Raw genomic sequence first — 16,319 nt, 5'->3', positions numbered from 1 at the left:
CCGTTGAACATCCCCCGTCTCGTCGTCGCCGCGCCCTCCTCGGGCGCGGGCAAGACCACCGTCGCCACCGGCCTGATGGCCGCGCTGGCCGCCCGTGGCCTGGCGGTCTCCCCGCACAAGGTCGGCCCCGACTACATCGACCCGGGCTACCACGCACTCGCCGCCGGGCGCCCGGGCCGCAACCTGGACGCCTTCATGTGCGGGCCCGACCGGGTCGCCCCGCTCTTCCTGCACGGGGCGGCCGGGGCCGACGTGGCCGTGGTGGAGGGCGTGATGGGGCTCTACGACGGCGCCGCCGGGCGGGGCGAACTGGCCTCCACGGCCCATGTCGCCAAGCTGCTCAGGGCGCCGGTGGTGCTGGTGGTGGACGCCTCCTCGCAGTCCCGCTCGGTGGCCGCGCTGGTGCACGGCTTCGCCTCCTGGGACCCGGAGGTCAGGCTGGCCGGGGTGATCCTCAACCGGGTCGCCTCGGACCGGCACGAGCAGCTGCTCCGGGAGGCGCTGGAGGAGGGCGGCGGGGTGCAGGTGCTCGGCTGCGTCCGGCGCTCGGCCGCCGTCGCCACACCGTCCCGGCACCTGGGCCTGATCCCGGCCGTCGAGCGGTCGGCGGACGCGCTGCGCGCCGTCCGGGACATGGGCGAGCTGGTCGGCGCCTCGGTGGACCTGGACGCGCTGCTCGAACTGGCCCGCAGTGCACCGCCGTTGGACGCCGAGCCGTGGTCGGCCGCCGCCGAGGTCGAGCCGGTGCCCGGCCGGCCCCGGGTCGCGCTGGCGGCCGGTGCGGCGTTCTCGTTCTCGTACGCGGAGAACGCCGAGCTGCTGGCGGCGGCGGGTGCCGAGGTGGTCCCGTTCGACCCGCTGCACGCCCCGGAACTCCCGGCGGGCGCGGCCGGGTTGGTGATCGGCGGCGGCTTCCCGGAGATGTACGTCAAGGAGCTCAGTGCGAACGCCGGGCTGCGCGCCTCGATCGCCGCGCTGGCCGCCGCCGGGGCGCCGGTCAGCGCCGAGTGCGCCGGACTGCTGTACCTGGGGCAGGAGTTGGACGGCGCGCCGATGTGCGGCGTGCTGACGACCACCGCCCGGATGACCGAACGGCTCACCCTGGGCTACCGGGAGGCGGTCGCGCTCACCGACAGCGTGCTGGCGCCGACCGGCTCGCGGCTGCGCGGGCACGAGTTCCACCGGACGGTCTGCGAGCCGGGCGCGGGCGAGCCGCCGGCCTGGGGCTGGCGGGGCCCGGCCGGGTCCTGCACCGAGGGCTTCGTGAGCGGCTCGGTGCACGCCTCGTACCTGCACCTGCACTGGGCCGGGGCACCCGAACTCGCCTCGCGGTTCGTCCGGGCGGCCGCCGACTACGCCGCCGGGGTGGGGAGTTCGTAGATCAGCTCGCGGCCGTCCTCCTCGTCCCACTGCTCGCCGACGTGCACCAGGCCGAAACCCGCGACGGTGGCGAGCGAGGCGGCGTTGTCCGGGCTGATGGTGGCCCGCAGCACGGTCACCGTCGGCTCTTCCACGGCTCGCCGGAGCAGCGCGGCCAGGATCGCCTTGGCGTACCCCTGGCGGCGCTGCCCCTCGGCCACGCCGTAGCCGACCTCGACCATGCCGCGCTCGTCCGGCGGGCCGTGGAACCCGGCCGCACCGATCACCACGCCGTCGACCAGCACCGCCCGGGTCACCCACTCGGCACTCGACGGGTCGTCACCGGTCTGGTGGTAGCGGCGGGCCCAGACGCCCGGCATCCGGCCGTCGGCCAGGTCGGCGGGGAAGTCGAGGCCGCTCGCGGCGGCCGCGCCGTCCAGGTCGCCCACCATCAGGGCGGCCATCGCGGCGCGGGGCACCTGCACCAGGCTGACCCGGGTGGCGGCGGAAGGGGCGGAGGTCCAGGGTGCTGATCGTTCGGTCACAGGCGGATGCTCGTCCAGCCGACCGGCGGTGTCCACCGGATTTCCGGCGCGTCGCAGCTCACAACCCGCACGATTGACCAGTTCAGCGGCACCGTGGTGGGATTTCCGGAGCACCGGCCGTCGAGAGGAACCAGCAGTGAACCACCCCTCTCTCACGGTCGGGGTCGGCGCCCGCAGCGGCGTGGCCGCCGCCGAGCTGCTCGGCCTGATCGACGCCGCCCTGACCGCGCTCGGGCGGAGCCGGGGCGAGGTGGCCCGGCTGGCCACCGTCACCACCCGGGCCGGCGAGCCCGGTCTGCTGGCCGCCGCACGGGCCCTCGCCGTCCCGCTGGTCGGCCACTCCGCCGAGGAGCTGGCGGCCGTCCCGGTGCCGACCCCGTCCGACGTCGTCCTCGCCGCCACCGGCACTCCAGGGGTGGCCGAGGCCGCCGCCCTGCTCTCCGCCGCTCCCGGCGGCCAACTCCTCGCCGCCAAGCGGAAGTCCGCGAGCGCCACGGTGGCCGTCGCCGGTCCCGGCCCCGACCTGCGCCACCACGGGGACGCCGAGGTGCGTACCGGCGGCCTGGTCGACCTGGCCGTGAACGTCCGCACCGGCACCCCGCCGGACTGGCTCCGCGAGCACCTCGCCGCCACCCTCGCCGACCTGGCCGCCTACCCCGACGGCACCGCCGCCCGGGCCGCCGTCGCCGCCCGGCACGGCCGGCCGGTCGAGGAGGTGCTGCTCACGGCGGGGGCGGCCGAGGCGTTCGTGCTGCTGGCCCGGGTGCTGAGGCCGCGGCACGCGGTGGTGGTGCACCCGCAGTTCACCGAGCCGGAGGCCGCGCTGCGGGACGCCGGGCACCGGGTGCACCGGGTGCTGCTCTCCCCCGCCGACGGCTTCCGGCTGACGCCCGGCGCGGTGCCGGAGGCGGCCGACCTGGTGGTGATCGGCAACCCGACCAACCCCACCTCCGTCCTGCACCCGGGCCTGGCCGAACTCGCCCGCCCCGGGCGGACCCTGGTGGTGGACGAGGCGTTCGTCGACACCGTCCCCGGTGAGCGGGAGAGCCTGGCCGCCGTCCGGGACCTGCCCGGCGAGGTGGTGGTGCTGCGCAGCCTGACCAAGACCTGGGGCCTGGCCGGCCTGCGGATCGGCTACGTGCTCGCCCCCGCCGACCTGATCGCCCGGCTCGGTGCGGCCCAGCCGCTCTGGCCGGTCTCCACCCCGGCGCTGGCCGCCGCCGAGGCGTGCAGCACGCTCGCCGCGCTGGCCGAGGCAGAGGCCGCCACCCACACCCTGGCCGGTCAACGCGCCCACCTGCTGCGGGGGTTGGCGGCGCTGCCGGGGATCACCGTGCACGGCTCGCCGGCCGCCTCGTTCGTGCTGGTCCACACGCCCGGCGCAGCGGAGCTGCGCACCCGGCTGCGGGCCGCCGGCTTCGCGCTGCGCCGGGGCGACACCTTTCCCGGCCTCGGCCCGGACTGGCTGCGGATCGCGGTCCGGGACGAGGCCACCAGCGACCGCTTCCTCGACGCACTCTCGGCTCTCGTCCGGAACTGACCCCGCCCTCATCCGGCGCACAGCCCGCTCTCACCCGGCGTTCCTAGGCTCCCCGGCAGTTGACCCAGGAGACCGAGGAGCACAGCCGTGGGACACGACCACCACGAGGGCCAACGGGTCAGCCGCCGGGCCGCCCTGGCGGGGATCGGCAGCATCGGGCTGGGCGCGCTGCTCGCCGCCTGCGGGAGCCCGAAGTCCGGCACCGCGACCACCACGACCGGAGCCACCGCCGGCATCTCCCCCAGCACGTCGGAGGACCTCACCGCCCTGTTCGCGGGCGCGGGCACCTGCTCGCTCTCCCCCCAGGCCACCCAGGGCCCGTACTACTTCGACGCCGACAAGATCCGCAGCGACATCCGCGAGGACCGCGAGGGCGTCAAGCTCCGCATCGCCATCCGGGTCCAGGACAGCGAGACCTGCGGGCCGCTGGCCGACGCCGTGGTCGAGATCTGGCACTGCGACGCGGCCGGCCTCTACTCCGGCGCCGAATCCCTCTCCTCGGGCGGCGGTGGCACCGGCGGCGGCCCGGGCGGCGGCGGCGCTCCGCCGTCGGGGGCACCGACCGGCGCTCCCCCGTCCGGCGGGCCGGGCGGCTCGGGTGGTGCCGGCGCGGACCTCACGCCGACGGACGACAAGCGCTACCTGCGCGGCGCCCAGGTCACCAACGGCGACGGCATCGTCCGGTTCACCACCGTCTGGCCGGGCTGGTACACCGGTCGGACCGTCCACATCCACGCCATGGTGCACGTCGGCGACGACCGCACCCTCACCACCCAGCTGATGACGGACGAGTCGCTCAACTCGAAGGTCTTCGCCCAGCAGCCCTACTCCCGGCACACCAACCGCGACACCTTCAACGACGGCGACAGCATCTACAAGGAGCCCATGCTCCTCAAGATCACCGAGGACGCCGACGGCTACCTCGGCGCCATCACCTTCGGCGTCGACCCCGACAAGGACGGGAAGTAGCGACCTGCCGGATCGTCAGAACGGGCGGTACCAGGGCCGCTTGACCGGCGGCAGCGCGCGGGCGAAGAACTCCGCCAGCTCCGCGCGCTGCCCCTCGTCGAACACCCCCTGCGGCATGAACCCGACCGCCTTGTTGGTCTGCTGGAGGTACCAGAACCCCGCCCGCTCGGTCACCTCGCGGTACAGCCGCCACTCCGCCGTCGCGTCGCTGGCGGCCGTCCGCAGCGAGTACGACTGCTCCGTCACCCGCACCGTCCACGGCTCCGCGATCAGCTCGGCGCTCTTCTTCGCCCCGCCCCGGACCACCATCACCTCGCACAACACCATCAGCACCGGCCCCAGGACCAGCAGCCACAGGTTGGGCTTCCCGTCCACCGCCCATTTCAGCAGTCCGACCACCGTGATGAGCGCACTGGCCATGACCATCCGCCGCAGCGCCGGAACGTTCCGGATCGCCCTCCGGAGGTCCTGCTCGGTCAGCCGGAAGGTGGCGGTGATGTCCATGCGCGGGCGCTGCTCTCTGCTCGAAACGTCACCCGCACATCGGTACGGAGATCGACGCATGGTGACCGCCCCACCCGCGCGAAGTCAAACAGATTCGCCGCCTGGCAAACGGCGTCAGATCTGAACCACGTGGACGTCATGGGCGTCCACCGCCGCCAGACAAGCCGTGGCCCGGACGCGTGACCGGGCCATCATCGCCGTAGACGAGCCCCAGCGTCTCCGCCACTTCCCGCCGCTCCTCCTCCGTGAGCTCGCCGTCGGCGACCTCCGCAGCGGTGGCAGCTCGGCGGCTTCCGCTTCCGCTTCCGCCGCAGCGATCATCGCGTCGATCCGGGCGAACTGTGCTTCGGCTGCCTCGGCCTCGGCCATCTGCCGGGTGGCGGCGTTCACGAGGTAGGCCGAAACGTCCGTGCCCGCTCGTTCGGCATGCTCCCGGATACGCTCGGCGTGATCGCGATCGAGGCTGATGCTGATCCTGGTCTTGGCCTGCACACCAGCGTATGACGCGTATTACGACCGGCCGGGCACCAGCCCGGCGGCCCACTCGGCGAGGGCCGTGAAGTGCTCGGGCTGGAGCCCGAAGCGGTGGTCGACGTGCACGGTGAGGGCCGGGGCCGGGTGGTGGGCCGCGATCCAGGCGGTGTCGCGTTCGGTCAGTTCGTCGTCCACCCAGGCGAAGGGGCGGCCGGCGGCCCAGGTGACCAGGTGGCGGGTCTTCCAGTGCAGGTCCTCGGGGTCGCCCTGGTGCATGGTCGGCCAGTCCACGTACGGGAGTCGGGGCAGGCCGAGCAGCGGGGAGACCCAGGTGTTGGCCTCGTCGGTCCAGGTGGTGCACCAGACCAGGTCGTACGGGAGCGCCAGCAGGGCCGGGCCGTGCTCCGGGTTGAGCCAGAGCCGGAGCGGGCGGACCCGGTCGGCGGGCCGGTGCTGCCACTGCATCTGCCGGGCGATCCAGGAGGCGGGCCTGACCCGGTGGGTCAGGTAGCCCTCGGGGCGGCGGTGCGGCTTGGCGTTGTACGGGTTCAGCGGGCCGTCCACGTCGAGCAGGAGCAGCGGTCGGGGCATCGGGACTCCTCGGGACGGTACGTGGGGGAACCCTGGACACTCCGACGGCCGGGCGCCGCCGGATTTCGTCGGGGGGCTTGTGGAGCGGGCCCGGGCGGCGGGACCGTGGTGGCCGTACGCCGTCAACTCCCGTACCGGAGGCACCGATGCAGCTGACCCGCCGTACGCTCCTCAGCACCGCCGCCGCCACCCTGGTCACGGGGGCGCTCGGCAGCGGCCCGGCCGTGGCCGCCCCGAGAGCGGGGGCGTCCTGGATGGCCGGCCTGCCGGACGGGCGGTCGCTGCTGCGGATGACCATCCCGGGCACGCACGACTCCTGCTGCACCGACCCGGCGAACGGCAGCGAGTGGTCGCACACCCAGAACTGGGGCGTACCGGAGCAGTTGGAGCGCGGCATCCGCTTCCTCGACATCCGGTGCAACGGCCTGGCGGGCGCGCCGGATTCGTTCGGGATCTACCACGGCGGGTGGTACCAGGGCACCACCTTCGACCAGGTGCTGAACCAGTGCCGGAGCTTCCTGGCCGGGCACCCGGGCGAGGTGCTGCTGATGCGGGTGAAGAAGGAGAACGGGACCAACAACGACGTCGGCGCGGACTTCGCCCGGATCTTCAACGGCTATCTGGACACCAAGGGGTACCGGCCGCTGTTCTGGACGAATCCGTGGTTCCCCACCCTCGGCCAGGCCCGGGGGCGGATCGTGCTGCTGACCGACTTCGCCAACGACTGGTCCGTGCTGCACTGGCCGGGCGGGGACAACGGCTTCCTGTCCAACGACGTGATCGACCTGCAGGACCGGTACACCGGCATCAGCAGCGGCACCAAGTGGACCTCGTACGTGCAGCGGCAGTTCGACAACGCCTTCAACGACCAGAACTCGGCGAAGCTCTACCTCAACTTCGCCAGCATCGGGAACGGCGAGTGGCCGAAGTACTCCTCGCAGACCGTCATGCAGAAGGTCTGGGAGTACCTGGAGGCCCGCAAGCAGCAGCGGGCGAACCTCGGCGTGGTGCCGATGGACTTCCCCGACTTCCACACCAACGCCCTGCAGCTCCTGATCGACAAGAACTTCATCTGACCGGCTCCGTCAGCCCGTCGGCGCCCCGCCGTCATCCCTTCCGGGGAACCGGCGCGTGTCCGGCGGGGCCGCGGCGGCCCGGGGCGGGATGATCACCGATGATTCCGGCACACCCTGGGAAAGAGACCTGATGATCCGCAAGACCGCCGCCTCCGTCTCCGCCGTCGCACTCGCCGTGCTGGGGGCGGCGCCCGCCGTCGCCTGGGCCGCCCCCGACCCGACCGGTGCGGCGCTGGACACCACCTGCTCGGAGGTCGGCAAGCTCGGCGCCCAGCAGGCCTTCGCGATGACCGCGATCGCCGCCCAGCCGCTGCCGGTGGCCGGGCCGGTCCAGCAGTGCACCGACAGCGCCCTCTCGGTGGAGGGCGACGCCGAACTCATGCACGCCCTCAGCGGGGCGCCGTCGCTGGCCGGCAGCGGGCCGCTGGTCGGCTGACGCCCGCCCGGCCTGCTGACACCGGGTCAGCCGGCCGGCGCGGAGCCGTCCCGGGCGGGCAGCTGCTGGACCGCCCAGCCGTTGCCGTCCGGGTCCGCGAAGAAGACGAACGAGCCCCACGGGAACTCCTGGACCTCGCTCACCGCCACACCCCGTGCGGCTAGTTCCGCGTGCGCGGCGTGGATGTCCGCGACCACCAGCTGGAGCCCCTGGGCCGAGCCCGGCGGCGTGTCCAGCAGCCCCGTCCCCAGGGCGATCGAGCAGGCCGAGCCCGGGGGCGTGAGCTGGACGAAGCGGACCGTGTCACTGACCGTGTGGTCGTGGTCGGCGTGGAAGCCGACCTGATCGGTGTAGAACGCCTTGGCCCGGTCCACGTCCGTGACCGGGACCGCCACCAGTTCGAGTTTCCAGTCCATACCGGCGACGCTACCGAACACCGGCCGCCCGCTCACCCCGACACGCGCTTCAGCCCGCGTGCGCCGCCGCCCAGGCCCGGGCGGCGGCGATCCGGGCAGTGGTGCTGGGGTGACTGGCGAAGAGCAGCTGGAGCAGCCGGGGCGGGTCGACGTCGGCGATGTTGGCCACCGCCAGCCGGTGCTGCATCGCGATGAACTGCTCGGGGTCCGAGGTGAGTTCGAGGGCGTGGCGGTCGGCCCTGGCCTCGATCCGGCGGCTCGCGGCGCACTGGAACGGCCCGGCCAGGGCACCGAGCACGGCCGCGCAGGCCGCGAACAGGAAGAGCGAGCGCGGGTCGGCGGCCGAAGCGGCCGAAGCGGCGTCGAGCAGCGGCCGCCAGGAGGTGAGCAGTCCGAGCAGGACGACCGCGACGGCGGCGCCGAGCGAGCCGAGCAGGGTGCCGGTGAGGACGTCCCGGTGCTTGACGTGGCCGAGTTCGTGGGCGACCACGAGTTCGACCTCGCGCGGGTCGGCGGTGCCGATCAGGGTGTCGTACGCGACGATCCGACGGGTCGCGCCGAGCCCGGAGACGTAGGCGTTCAGCGCGGTGGTCCGGCGGGAGGCGTCGGCGACCAGCACCTCGCGGACCCGGATCGCGTCCCGTGCGGCCAAGTCCAGCAGCGCGGTGCGCAGTTCACCGGCGGGCAGCGGGGTGAACCGGTTGAACAGCGGCTCGACCAGCAGCGGGAAGAGGAACGAGAGCAGCGGCACCAGCAGGGCCGCGAGCAGCGCGGCGGGCAGCCACCAGCCCTCCGGCGACCGGTCGGTGAGCGCGTACAGCCCGTACCCGACCGGCAGCCCGAGCAGCAGGCCGAGGGCCAGCCCGCGCAGCCGGTCGGCCGCCCAGCCGGCCCAGCCCTGGGTGATCAGCCCGTACGCCCGGCGGATCACCCACAACCGTGCGGTGGACGGGAGTTGGACCAGCTCGCCGATCAGCAGCAGGGCGGCGATCCCGGCCAGCACCTGCGCCGTCCGGGTGCCGCCGAACAGGTCGCCGGCCCGGCCGACCAGTCCGGCCCCGGCCGGGGTGAGGCCGAGCAGCAGCAACGCGGCCGGCCCGGCGGCGCGGGCGCCGAGCGCCCAGGGCAGTTGGGCCCGGCGCAGCGCCCGGCCCCGGGCCACCTGCTCGGGGGTGAAGTCGTCCATGACAGCCAAGGGTGGCAGAACGGCGGCGGCCCGCCCACCCCCGGAGGGGCGGGCGGGCCGGGCGACGTGACGGGCGTTCAGCCGGATCAGACCTGGCCGGCCTTCTCCAGGGCCGAGCAGCAGGTGTTGACGATCAGGCGGGTGACCACGTACGGGTCGACGTTCGCGTTCGGGCGACGGTCCTCGATGTAGCCCTTGCGGTCCACCTCGACCTGCCACGGGATGCGGACCGAGGCGCCGCGGTCGGACGCGCCGTAGGAGTAGACGTTCCACGGGGCGGTCTCGTGCTTGCCGGTCAGGCGGGACTGGATGTCGTCACCGTACTGGTTGACGTGCTCCAGGACCTTCTCCTGCGAGGCACCGAGCGACTCGCAGGCGGTGATGATGGCGTCGTAGCCCTCACGCATCGCCTTGGTGGAGAAGTTGGTGTGCGCACCCGCGCCGTTCCAGTCGCCGCGCACCGGCTTGGCGTCCAGGGTCGCGTCGATGCCGAACTCCTCGGCGGTGCGGTAGAGCAGGTAGCGGGCGATCCACAGGTCGTCCGAGACGGTCAGCGCGTCGACCGGGCCGATCTGGAACTCCCACTGGCCGGGCATGACCTCGGCGTTGATGCCGCAGATCGCCAGGCCGGCGTCGATGCAGCGGTCGAGGTGCAGCTCGACGATCTCGCGGCCGAAGACCTCCTCGGCGCCGATGCCGCAGTAGTAACCACCCTGCGGGGCCGGGTAGCCGCCCTCCGGGAAGCCGAGCGGGCGGGAGCCCTTGAAGAAGGTGTACTCCTGCTCGATGCCGAAGATGGCCTCCTGAGCGGAGAACTGCTCGGCGACCGGACGCAGCAGCGCGCGGGTGTTGGACTCGTGCGGGGTACCGTCCGTCTCCAGGACCTCACAGAGGACCAGGATGTGGTCGCCGCCGCGGATCGGGTCCTTCACGACCTTGACCGGGTCGAGCACACGGTCCGAGGCGTGACCCTCGGCCTGGTTGGTCGACGAGCCGTCGAAGCCCCAGGTGGGGATCTTGTCCGCGTTGGCCAGCACCCGAGTCTTGGAACGGAGCTTGGCGGTCGGCTTGGTGCCGTCGATCCAGATGTACTCGGCCTTGATTGCCATTGCGGTGAACCTCACTGCTTGGGTGGTGGGTGCCCGCGTAGCGTCGCAAGCCGCCGTTTCCCAGTTGTTCCTCCTATGTAACGCCCATGTGAACCAACCGTCCGCAGCGGCACGAGTACGGTCGGAAAGTGCCACGTCCACATCCCGGACAGTTGGTCCCACCCCTTGAGCGGTACCGCTCAGTGCTTCCGGACGTGCGCGCGGCGCCGCCGGGTCATCCCCAGTGCCACCGCCCCGACCGCCAGCAGGGTTCCGGCGGCGGCCAGTACGGTGCCGGTCCCGCTGCTGCCGGTGGCGGCCAGCGTCCGGCCCTCGGGGCTCTCGCCCGCCACCGCGGGGACCGCCCGGTTGGCCCGGGCCGGGGTGCTGCCGGTGGCGGCGCTCGGGGTGGCCGCCGGGACGGGCTTCTCGCAGCTGACCGAGGCCACCGTGATCCGGCCGGTGACCTTGGCGACGTTCAGCTGCAGCGGGTTCACGTCCAGCGCGACCTCCAGGGCGGAGGCGGCGGCCGTGGCGGAGGTGGTGGTCCGCCGGGAGAACTGGATGTCGACCGAGCCGACCCCCGGCACGTCCACGTGGGTCGGGCCGTTCAGCCCCAGCGTGACGGACTTGCCCAGCACGGTGATCCGGGCGGGCGAGTTCACCTTCGCGGTCGGCGGCCCGTCCACCGGGCAGGTCACCTCGGCGCTCAGCGCCTCGAGACCGAGCAGCGCCGCCCCCAGCAGACCGGGGGCCCGGACGTCGGCGTCCAGCAGTTCGACCTTGGCGGCCGAGCCGGTGGCATCCGCCCTGGTGCTCGACTTGCCGACCTCCGCCCGCACCAGGGTGACCGGCCGCCCCTGGTCCACCCCGTCCACCTTGGCGGTCAGCACCGAGCCGTCCAGGCTGGCCGGGGACTCCACCTTGTTCAGCGAGATCCGGACCGGGACGGCGGCCGCACCGGCCACCAGGGCGACCTTCAGGTCGAGTTCGGCCGTGACGGCGGAGGCCCGGCCGGGCGAGCCGCCCGCCGGGTCGGCCGCCCGGGCGGTGCCAGGTAGGACCAGCGCGGCGGTCAGGGCGGTGGCAGCCGAGGCACGGAGTACGGAGTGGCGCACGGGCATGACGGAGGAACCCCCAGGGAGGAAGAGTGGGCAGAGCCGGCCACGGAAGCTCCTCGGCACAGGCACGGGGAGGGGGCGGTGCTCTCGACTGCCGTCAGTCTCTTCGAACAATCCGTCACATGAGCACCACTGAGCGTCAGTTCACTCTTTCGGGTCGAGTTGACGCGGAGTGCTGACGGGGCGCCGCTACGGCAGGCGCCAGTCCACCGGCTGGGCGCCCTGGCCGAGCAGCATCTGGTTGGCCCGGCTGAACGGGCGGGAGCCGAAGAAGCCGCCGCTCGCCGACATCGGGCTCGGGTGCGCCGACTCGACGGCCGGCACCTCGCCGAGCAGCGGACGCAGGTTGCGGGCGTCCCGCCCCCAGAGGATCGCCACCAGCGGCCCGCCCCGGTCCACCAGGGCCCGGATCGCCTGCTCGGTGACCTCTTCCCAGCCCTTGCCCCGGTGCGCGGCCGGCTTGCCCGGCGCGGTGGTCAGCGCCCGGTTGAGCAGCAGCACGCCCTGCCCGGTCCAGGGCGTGAGGTCGCCGTTGGCGGGCGGCGGGAAGCCGAGGTCGCGGCCGTACTCCTGGAAGATGTTGATCAGGCTGCCCGGGATCGGGCGGACCTCGGGGGCCACCGAGAAGCTCAGGCCCACCGCATGGCCCGGCGTCGGGTACGGGTCCTGACCCACGATCAGCACCCGGACCTGGTCGAAGGGCTGCTGGAACGCCCGCAGCACGTTCGGCCCGGACGGCAGGTAGGTCCGGCCCGCAGCCAGCTCCGCGCGCAGGAAGTCCCCCATCGCGGCGACCCGTCCGGCCACCGGCTCCAGCGCCTTGGCCCAGCCGGGCTCGACAATCTCGTTCAACGGACGTGCAGCCATACGGACCACCCTAACGGGCCCGGGCCGCACCTTTTGCAGACGCCCAGCGGCCGAGGGCTGCGCTGTAGGCAGGCGCTCCGACATCTACGGTCCAGGGGCTCGGGGCTGCGCGTGTGGCAGGGCGTTCGGTTGCACTGTCCAGGGGCTCCACGTGCCAAAGGGCGGCGTCAGACGATTCGGCCGCGGAGGACGACGAGTTGGGGGTCGGCGAGGATGCGGATGTCGGTGCGGGGGTCGGCGGCGTAGACGACCAGGTCGGCCGGGGCGCCCTCGGTGAGGCCCGGGCGGCCCAGCCACTTACGGGCGGTCCAGGTGGTGGCGCCGAGCGCGGCGAGCGGGGAGAGCCCGGCCTTGACCAGTTCGGCCACCTCCTCGGCGACCAGGCCGTGGGCGAGCGAACCGCCCGCGTCGGTGCCGACGTAGATCGGGACGCCCGCATCGTGGGCGGCACCGACCGTGTCGTAGCGCCGCTCGTGCAGCCGCCGCATGTGCGCCGCCCAGGCCGGAAAGCGTTCCGCGCCGACCGAGGCCAGCTTGGGAAAGGTCGCGATGTTCACCAGCGTGGGCACGATCGCCACCCCGCGCTCGGCGAACTGCGGGATCAACTCCTCGGTCAGGCCGGTGGCGTGCTCCACGCAGTCGATCCCGGCGGCCAGCAGGTCGGGCAGCGACTCGGCGGCGAAGCAGTGCGCGGTGACCCGGGCCCCCTCCTGGTGCGCCGCCGCGACGGCCTCCCGCAGGGCGTCGCCGGGCCAGCAGGCGGCCAGGTCGCCGCGCTCGCGGTCGATCCAGTCGCCGACCAGCTTGACCCAGCCGTCGCCGCGCCGGGCCTCGGCCCGGACGTACGCGGGCAGGTCACCGGGCTCGATCTCGTGCGCGTAGTTGCGGATGTAGCGCCTGGTACGGGCGATGTGACGGCCCGCCCGGATGATCCGGGGCAGGTCCTCGCGGGCGTCCACCCAGCGGGTGTCGGCGGCCGAACCGGCGTCCCGGATCAGCAGGGTGCCGGCGTCCCGGTCGGTGATGGCCTGCTTCTCGCTGGTCGCGGCGTCCACGGCGCCGTGCGCGTCCAGACCGACGTGACAGTGCGCGTCGACCAGGCCGGGCACCGCCCAGCCGTGCACCGTACGGGACTCGGCGGCGGGCCGTTGGTACGTCACCCGGCCGTCCAGTACCCAGAGTTCGTCCCGGACATCGTCCGGACCGACCAGCACCCGGCCCTTGACGTGCAGCACCGCAGCATCACCCATGCCCGCACTCTACCGAGCCCCGAACTCCCTGCCGAGGGACGGACTGGGGCAAACTGTCCTCGGCAGCCCTCCGCCCGGCCCCTCCCGAAAGGCCCCACCGTGAGCACCTTCCTCGACCTCCCGCCGCTCGGCGCCGCCCGGTTCGCCGCGATCGAGGACCAGGTCGCCGAGCTGCTGCAGACCCGGGCCGACGTGATCGTCACCCAGGGCGAGGCGCTGCTCCCGCTGGAGGCCGCGATCCGGAGTGCCGCGCACCCGGGCTCCACCGCGCTCAACATCGTCACCGGTCCGTACGGGCAGACCTTCGGCAACTGGCTGCGGGACTGCGGCAGCAAGGCGGTGGACCTGACGGTGCCGTTCAGCACCGCCGTGACGGCCGGGCAGGTGGCCGAGGTGCTGGCGGGCCGGCCGGAGATCGACTTCGTCTCGCTGGTGCACGCCGAGGCGGCCACCGGGAACACCAACCCGGTGGCCGAGATCGCCGACGTGGTCCGCGAGCACGGGGCGCTGCTGATGCTGGACGCGGTCGCCTCGGTGGCGGCCGAGCCGCTGCCCACCGACGCCTGGGGTGTCGACCTCTGCGTGGTCGGTGGCCAGAAGGCGATGGCCGGGCCGGCCGGGGTGTCCGCCGTCTCGGTCAGCGACCGGGCCTGGGAGCGGATCCTCGCCAACCCGGCCGCCCCGCGCCGCTCGTACCTCTCGCTGCTGGACTGGAAGGAGCGCTGGACCGACGCCGGACGCACCGTACTGCCGCACGCCCCGGCCCAGTTGGAGATGCTCGCGCTCGGTGCCTGCCTGGACCGGATCGAGGCCGAGACGCTGGCCGGCACCATCGCCCGGCACCGCGCGGCGGCGGCCGCCACCCGGGCGGGGGTCCGGGCCCTCGGCGGGTTCTCGCTGTTCGTCCCGGCCGACCGGGACGCCGCCCCGGTCGCCACCACGATCCGCACCCCGCCGGGCGTGGACGCCACCGCCCTGGTGGCCGGCCTGGACCGGGCGCTGCCGATCCAGGCCGGCGGCGGTGCCCTGGCCGGCGGGATGCTCCGCGTCAACCACTACGGTCGCGCGGCCGCACTGGACACCGTGCTGGCCTGCCTGACCGCGCTGGCCGGGCTGGTACCCGACGCGGACGGCGTCGCCGAGGCGGCCGAGGCGGCCTGGACCGCCGCGCTCGCGGGCTGAGGTCGACGCACCGTCACGGTCAGCGGTGCTTGAACCAACTGGCCGCGCTGGTCACCTTGTTGGTGTAGTCGAACAGCGCCTGGTTCTCCCAGGCGTTGCCCGAACCGGCGTCCGCCGGATCCCAGCCGTTGCCCGCGACGGCGGTCCAGGTCGGCTCCCAGTAGAAGACGCCCAGGCCGCGGCCGTTCGGGACCGCCTCGACCACGTTCAGCACGTCGCGCAGGTTGGCGGCCTGCCCCGCCTGGGTGGCGGGGTAGCCGCTCTGCACGTTCGCCGCGAGGAAGTTGTTCTCCAGCGCGTCGTTGTTCGCGGTGGTGAAGGCGTAGGCGGTCTCGGCGACGAAGACCGGCTTGCCGTAGCGGGCGGCCGCGTCGTCGAGGGTGGCCTGCAGGTCGTTCAACGGGCCGTGCCAGTAGCCGTAGTAGGACAGCCCGATCAGGTCGAAGGGCACGCCGTCGGCCACCGCGTTGTCGAAGAAGACCCGGGTGCCGGCCAGGTCGCCGCCCTTGGCCAGGTGCAGCGCGACCCTGGTCGAACTGCTCACCGCCTTGGCCGCGTTGACGCCCTGCTTGAGCAGCCCGGCCAGGTCGGCCCAGTTCGAGGCGGAGCCGGTCGGGAGCAGCATCCCGCCGTTGATCTCGTTGCCGATCTGCACCAGGTCCGCCGTGGTGCCCTGTGCCTTGAGGGCGTTCAGCACGTCGTAGGTGTGGTTGTAGACGGCGGTGCCGAGCTGGGCCGTGGTGTACGAGGCCCAGGCGGCGGGCTTGTCCTGCTGGCCCGGGTGGGCCCAGTGGTCGGAGTAGTGGAAGTCCACCAGGACGCCCATCCCGAGTGCCTTGGCCCGCCTGGCCATGGCCAGCACCTGGGCCTTGGTGTTGTAGCCGTCGGCCGGGTTCACCCAGACCTTGAGGCGGACGTAGTTCATCCCGGCGGAGTTCAGGACGGTCAGGGCGTCGCCGGTGGTCCCGGCCGCGTTCCGGTAGACGCCGCCCTTGTCCTCGCTCTTCTTCAGCGAGGAGACGTCACCGCCCTTGACCGCCAGGCCGGTCCCGCCCGGGGTGAAGGTCAGCGCGTCGACGTTCAGCCAGTTCCCGGCGTTGGCATCGGAGTTGATGCTCACCGTGCACTGGCCGCCGGTCACCGCGACCGAGGTGACCAGCCGGATCCAGCCGCCGTTGGGAGTGGGCGGCAGGTCGGTGCGCTGCTCGGCGGAGCCGCAGTTGCGCAGCGCGAGGTAGGCGGAGTTCTGCCCGCCGCTGGAGCGGACCCAGGCGGTCAGGGTGTAGTTCCCGTTGGCCAGCCCGGAGAGGTACTGGTAGGTCTCCACCTGGTAGGCGGTGGCGGACCAGTGGGTGAGCCGGTACGAGCCGGCCTGCCCGCCGGCCTCGGTGTACGAGGCGGCGTTCCGGCCCGCCGCCGAGTAGGTCGACCAGCCGGTGGAGGTGGCGGTGGCCGAACCGTCCGACTCGAAGCCGGGGTTGGTGAGGCCGGTGGCGGCTTCGGCGCCCGTGGCGGGGAGCGCGACCGCACCGGCGGTGGCGAGCAGGAGTGTGGCGGCGCCGCTCAGCAGGCGCTGGATTCCCTGGTGCATCGTCATCCTTGGCGATGGAGGTGGGGTGGGGGAGGTGGTGCCACGAGGGTGTGCCGGTGGGGCGCCGCGCCTGGGGGGTGCGGGCGCCCCACCGGGGCCGGTCCGGGGGAGCCGGACCGGCGGG

The 16,319-nt window shown here is 73.6% G+C and carries 17 protein-coding genes; 6 read left to right on the top strand and 11 right to left on the bottom strand.

The window, feature by feature from the left end:
* Nucleotides 1-3 precede the first annotated feature (3 nt).
* A complete protein-coding gene (locus tag OHV05_RS25485; RefSeq protein WP_405019711.1) occupies nt 4-1,380 on the top strand; it encodes a cobyrinate a,c-diamide synthase in 1,377 nt (458 codons plus the stop codon).
* On the opposite strand, the gene OHV05_RS25480 is transcribed toward OHV05_RS25485, so the two are convergent.
* A complete protein-coding gene (locus OHV05_RS25480) occupies nt 1,353-1,904 on the bottom strand; it encodes a GNAT family N-acetyltransferase (RefSeq protein WP_405019710.1) in 552 nt (183 codons plus the stop codon). The genes OHV05_RS25485 and OHV05_RS25480 overlap by 28 nt on opposite strands.
* A 136-nt stretch (nt 1,905-2,040) precedes the next feature.
* Here OHV05_RS25480 and cobC point away from each other — a divergent pair, with 136 nt between their 5' ends.
* Together cobC and OHV05_RS25470 are read left to right on the top strand one after the other, a co-directional pair.
* Nucleotides 2,041-3,444, top strand: coding sequence for an Rv2231c family pyridoxal phosphate-dependent protein CobC (cobC, locus tag OHV05_RS25475; RefSeq protein WP_405019709.1), 1,404 nt, complete (start codon nt 2,041-2,043; stop codon nt 3,442-3,444).
* A gap of 87 nt (nt 3,445-3,531) precedes the next feature.
* Nucleotides 3,532-4,413, top strand: coding sequence for a protocatechuate dioxygenase (locus OHV05_RS25470; RefSeq protein ID WP_405019708.1), 882 nt, complete (start codon nt 3,532-3,534; stop codon nt 4,411-4,413).
* Nucleotides 4,414-4,428: 15 nt separating this feature from the next.
* Here OHV05_RS25470 and OHV05_RS25465 read toward each other — a convergent pair whose 3' ends face one another.
* The 3 genes from OHV05_RS25465 to OHV05_RS25455 all read right to left on the bottom strand — a co-directional run bounded on the left by OHV05_RS25465 (nt 4,429) and on the right by OHV05_RS25455 (nt 5,982).
* Nucleotides 4,429-4,917, bottom strand: coding sequence for a hypothetical protein (locus OHV05_RS25465; RefSeq protein ID WP_405019707.1), 489 nt, complete (start codon nt 4,915-4,917; stop codon nt 4,429-4,431).
* A 114-nt stretch (nt 4,918-5,031) separates the two neighbouring features.
* Nucleotides 5,032-5,409, bottom strand: a complete 378-nt coding sequence (locus tag OHV05_RS25460) for a ribbon-helix-helix protein, CopG family (RefSeq protein ID WP_405019706.1) — start codon at nt 5,407-5,409, stop codon at nt 5,032-5,034.
* A gap of 18 nt (nt 5,410-5,427) precedes the next feature.
* On the bottom strand, nt 5,428-5,982 hold the full coding sequence (locus OHV05_RS25455; protein WP_405019705.1) for a hypothetical protein: 555 nt from the start codon (nt 5,980-5,982) through the stop codon (nt 5,428-5,430).
* Between the two features lie 146 nt (nt 5,983-6,128).
* On the opposite strand from OHV05_RS25455, the gene OHV05_RS25450 reads away from it, so the two are divergent.
* Together OHV05_RS25450 and OHV05_RS25445 are read left to right on the top strand one after the other, a co-directional pair.
* Nucleotides 6,129-7,058, top strand: a complete 930-nt coding sequence (locus OHV05_RS25450; RefSeq protein ID WP_405019704.1) for a phosphatidylinositol-specific phospholipase C — start codon at nt 6,129-6,131, stop codon at nt 7,056-7,058.
* A gap of 130 nt (nt 7,059-7,188) precedes the next feature.
* Nucleotides 7,189-7,494, top strand: coding sequence for a hypothetical protein (locus tag OHV05_RS25445; protein WP_405019703.1), 306 nt, complete (start codon nt 7,189-7,191; stop codon nt 7,492-7,494).
* Nucleotides 7,495-7,520: 26 nt separating this feature from the next.
* Here the strand turns inward: OHV05_RS25445 and OHV05_RS25440 are convergent, their stop codons facing one another.
* The 6 genes from OHV05_RS25440 to OHV05_RS25415 form a co-directional block, all read right to left on the bottom strand.
* The gene (locus OHV05_RS25440; RefSeq protein WP_405019702.1) at nt 7,521-7,910 is read right to left on the bottom strand and encodes a glyoxalase superfamily protein; all 390 of its coding nucleotides are present in this window, start codon (nt 7,908-7,910) and stop codon (nt 7,521-7,523) included.
* Nucleotides 7,911-7,959: 49 nt separating this feature from the next.
* Entirely contained in the window at nt 7,960-9,096 is a 1,137-nt protein-coding gene (locus OHV05_RS25435) for a M48 family metalloprotease (RefSeq protein WP_405019701.1), read from the bottom strand.
* A gap of 86 nt (nt 9,097-9,182) precedes the next feature.
* The gene (gene glnII, locus OHV05_RS25430; RefSeq protein ID WP_403036244.1) at nt 9,183-10,205 is read right to left on the bottom strand and encodes a glutamine synthetase; all 1,023 of its coding nucleotides are present in this window, start codon (nt 10,203-10,205) and stop codon (nt 9,183-9,185) included.
* 179 nt (nt 10,206-10,384) lie between these two features.
* A complete protein-coding gene (locus OHV05_RS25425) occupies nt 10,385-11,308 on the bottom strand; it encodes an SCO1860 family LAETG-anchored protein (RefSeq protein ID WP_405019700.1) in 924 nt (307 codons plus the stop codon).
* 186 nt (nt 11,309-11,494) lie between these two features.
* Complete coding sequence (locus OHV05_RS25420; RefSeq protein WP_405019699.1) at nt 11,495-12,172, bottom strand: uracil-DNA glycosylase; 678 nt, start codon at nt 12,170-12,172, stop codon at nt 11,495-11,497.
* A gap of 167 nt (nt 12,173-12,339) precedes the next feature.
* On the bottom strand, nt 12,340-13,422 hold the full coding sequence (locus OHV05_RS25415; RefSeq protein ID WP_405019698.1) for an amidohydrolase family protein: 1,083 nt from the start codon (nt 13,420-13,422) through the stop codon (nt 12,340-12,342).
* 99 nt (nt 13,423-13,521) lie between these two features.
* Here OHV05_RS25415 and OHV05_RS25410 point away from each other — a divergent pair, with 99 nt between their 5' ends.
* The gene (locus OHV05_RS25410) at nt 13,522-14,604 is read left to right on the top strand and encodes a pyridoxal-phosphate-dependent aminotransferase family protein (RefSeq protein WP_405019697.1); all 1,083 of its coding nucleotides are present in this window, start codon (nt 13,522-13,524) and stop codon (nt 14,602-14,604) included.
* Nucleotides 14,605-14,623: 19 nt separating this feature from the next.
* On the opposite strand, the gene OHV05_RS25405 is transcribed toward OHV05_RS25410, so the two are convergent.
* Nucleotides 14,624-16,195 (bottom strand): arabinogalactan endo-beta-1,4-galactanase, encoded by a 1,572-nt coding sequence (locus OHV05_RS25405; RefSeq protein ID WP_405019696.1) that lies wholly within the window; start codon nt 16,193-16,195, stop codon nt 14,624-14,626.
* Between the last annotated feature and the right edge of the window lie 124 nt (nt 16,196-16,319).

The organism is Kitasatospora sp. NBC_00070, from assembly GCF_045041205.1.
Taxonomy (GTDB): Bacteria; Actinomycetota; Actinomycetes; order Streptomycetales; family Streptomycetaceae; genus Kitasatospora.
Note: the sequence above shows the minus strand (reverse complement) of the source record. Positions and strands in the feature narration are given on the sequence as shown.

Bases quoted from the DNA above. Each gene is read 5' to 3' on its own strand.
- OHV05_RS25465 (WP_405019707.1), bottom strand. From the start codon at position 4,917: ATGGACATCACCGCCACCTTCCGGCTGACCGAGCAGGACCTCCGGAGG.
- OHV05_RS25445 (WP_405019703.1), top strand. From the start codon at position 7,189: ATGATCCGCAAGACCGCCGCCTCCGTCTCCGCCGTCGCACTCGCCGTG.
- OHV05_RS25455 (WP_405019705.1), bottom strand. From the start codon at position 5,982: ATGCCCCGACCGCTGCTCCTGCTCGACGTGGACGGCCCGCTGAACCCG.
- OHV05_RS25405 (WP_405019696.1), bottom strand. From the start codon at position 16,195: ATGCACCAGGGAATCCAGCGCCTGCTGAGCGGCGCCGCCACACTCCTG.
- OHV05_RS25420 (WP_405019699.1), bottom strand. From the start codon at position 12,172: ATGGCTGCACGTCCGTTGAACGAGATTGTCGAGCCCGGCTGGGCCAAG.
- OHV05_RS25435 (WP_405019701.1), bottom strand. From the start codon at position 9,096: ATGGACGACTTCACCCCCGAGCAGGTGGCCCGGGGCCGGGCGCTGCGC.
- OHV05_RS25440 (WP_405019702.1), bottom strand. From the start codon at position 7,910: ATGGACTGGAAACTCGAACTGGTGGCGGTCCCGGTCACGGACGTGGAC.
- OHV05_RS25415 (WP_405019698.1), bottom strand. From the start codon at position 13,422: ATGGGTGATGCTGCGGTGCTGCACGTCAAGGGCCGGGTGCTGGTCGGT.
- OHV05_RS25450 (WP_405019704.1), top strand. From the start codon at position 6,129: ATGCAGCTGACCCGCCGTACGCTCCTCAGCACCGCCGCCGCCACCCTG.
- OHV05_RS25425 (WP_405019700.1), bottom strand. From the start codon at position 11,308: ATGCCCGTGCGCCACTCCGTACTCCGTGCCTCGGCTGCCACCGCCCTG.
- glnII (WP_403036244.1), bottom strand. From the start codon at position 10,205: ATGGCAATCAAGGCCGAGTACATCTGGATCGACGGCACCAAGCCGACC.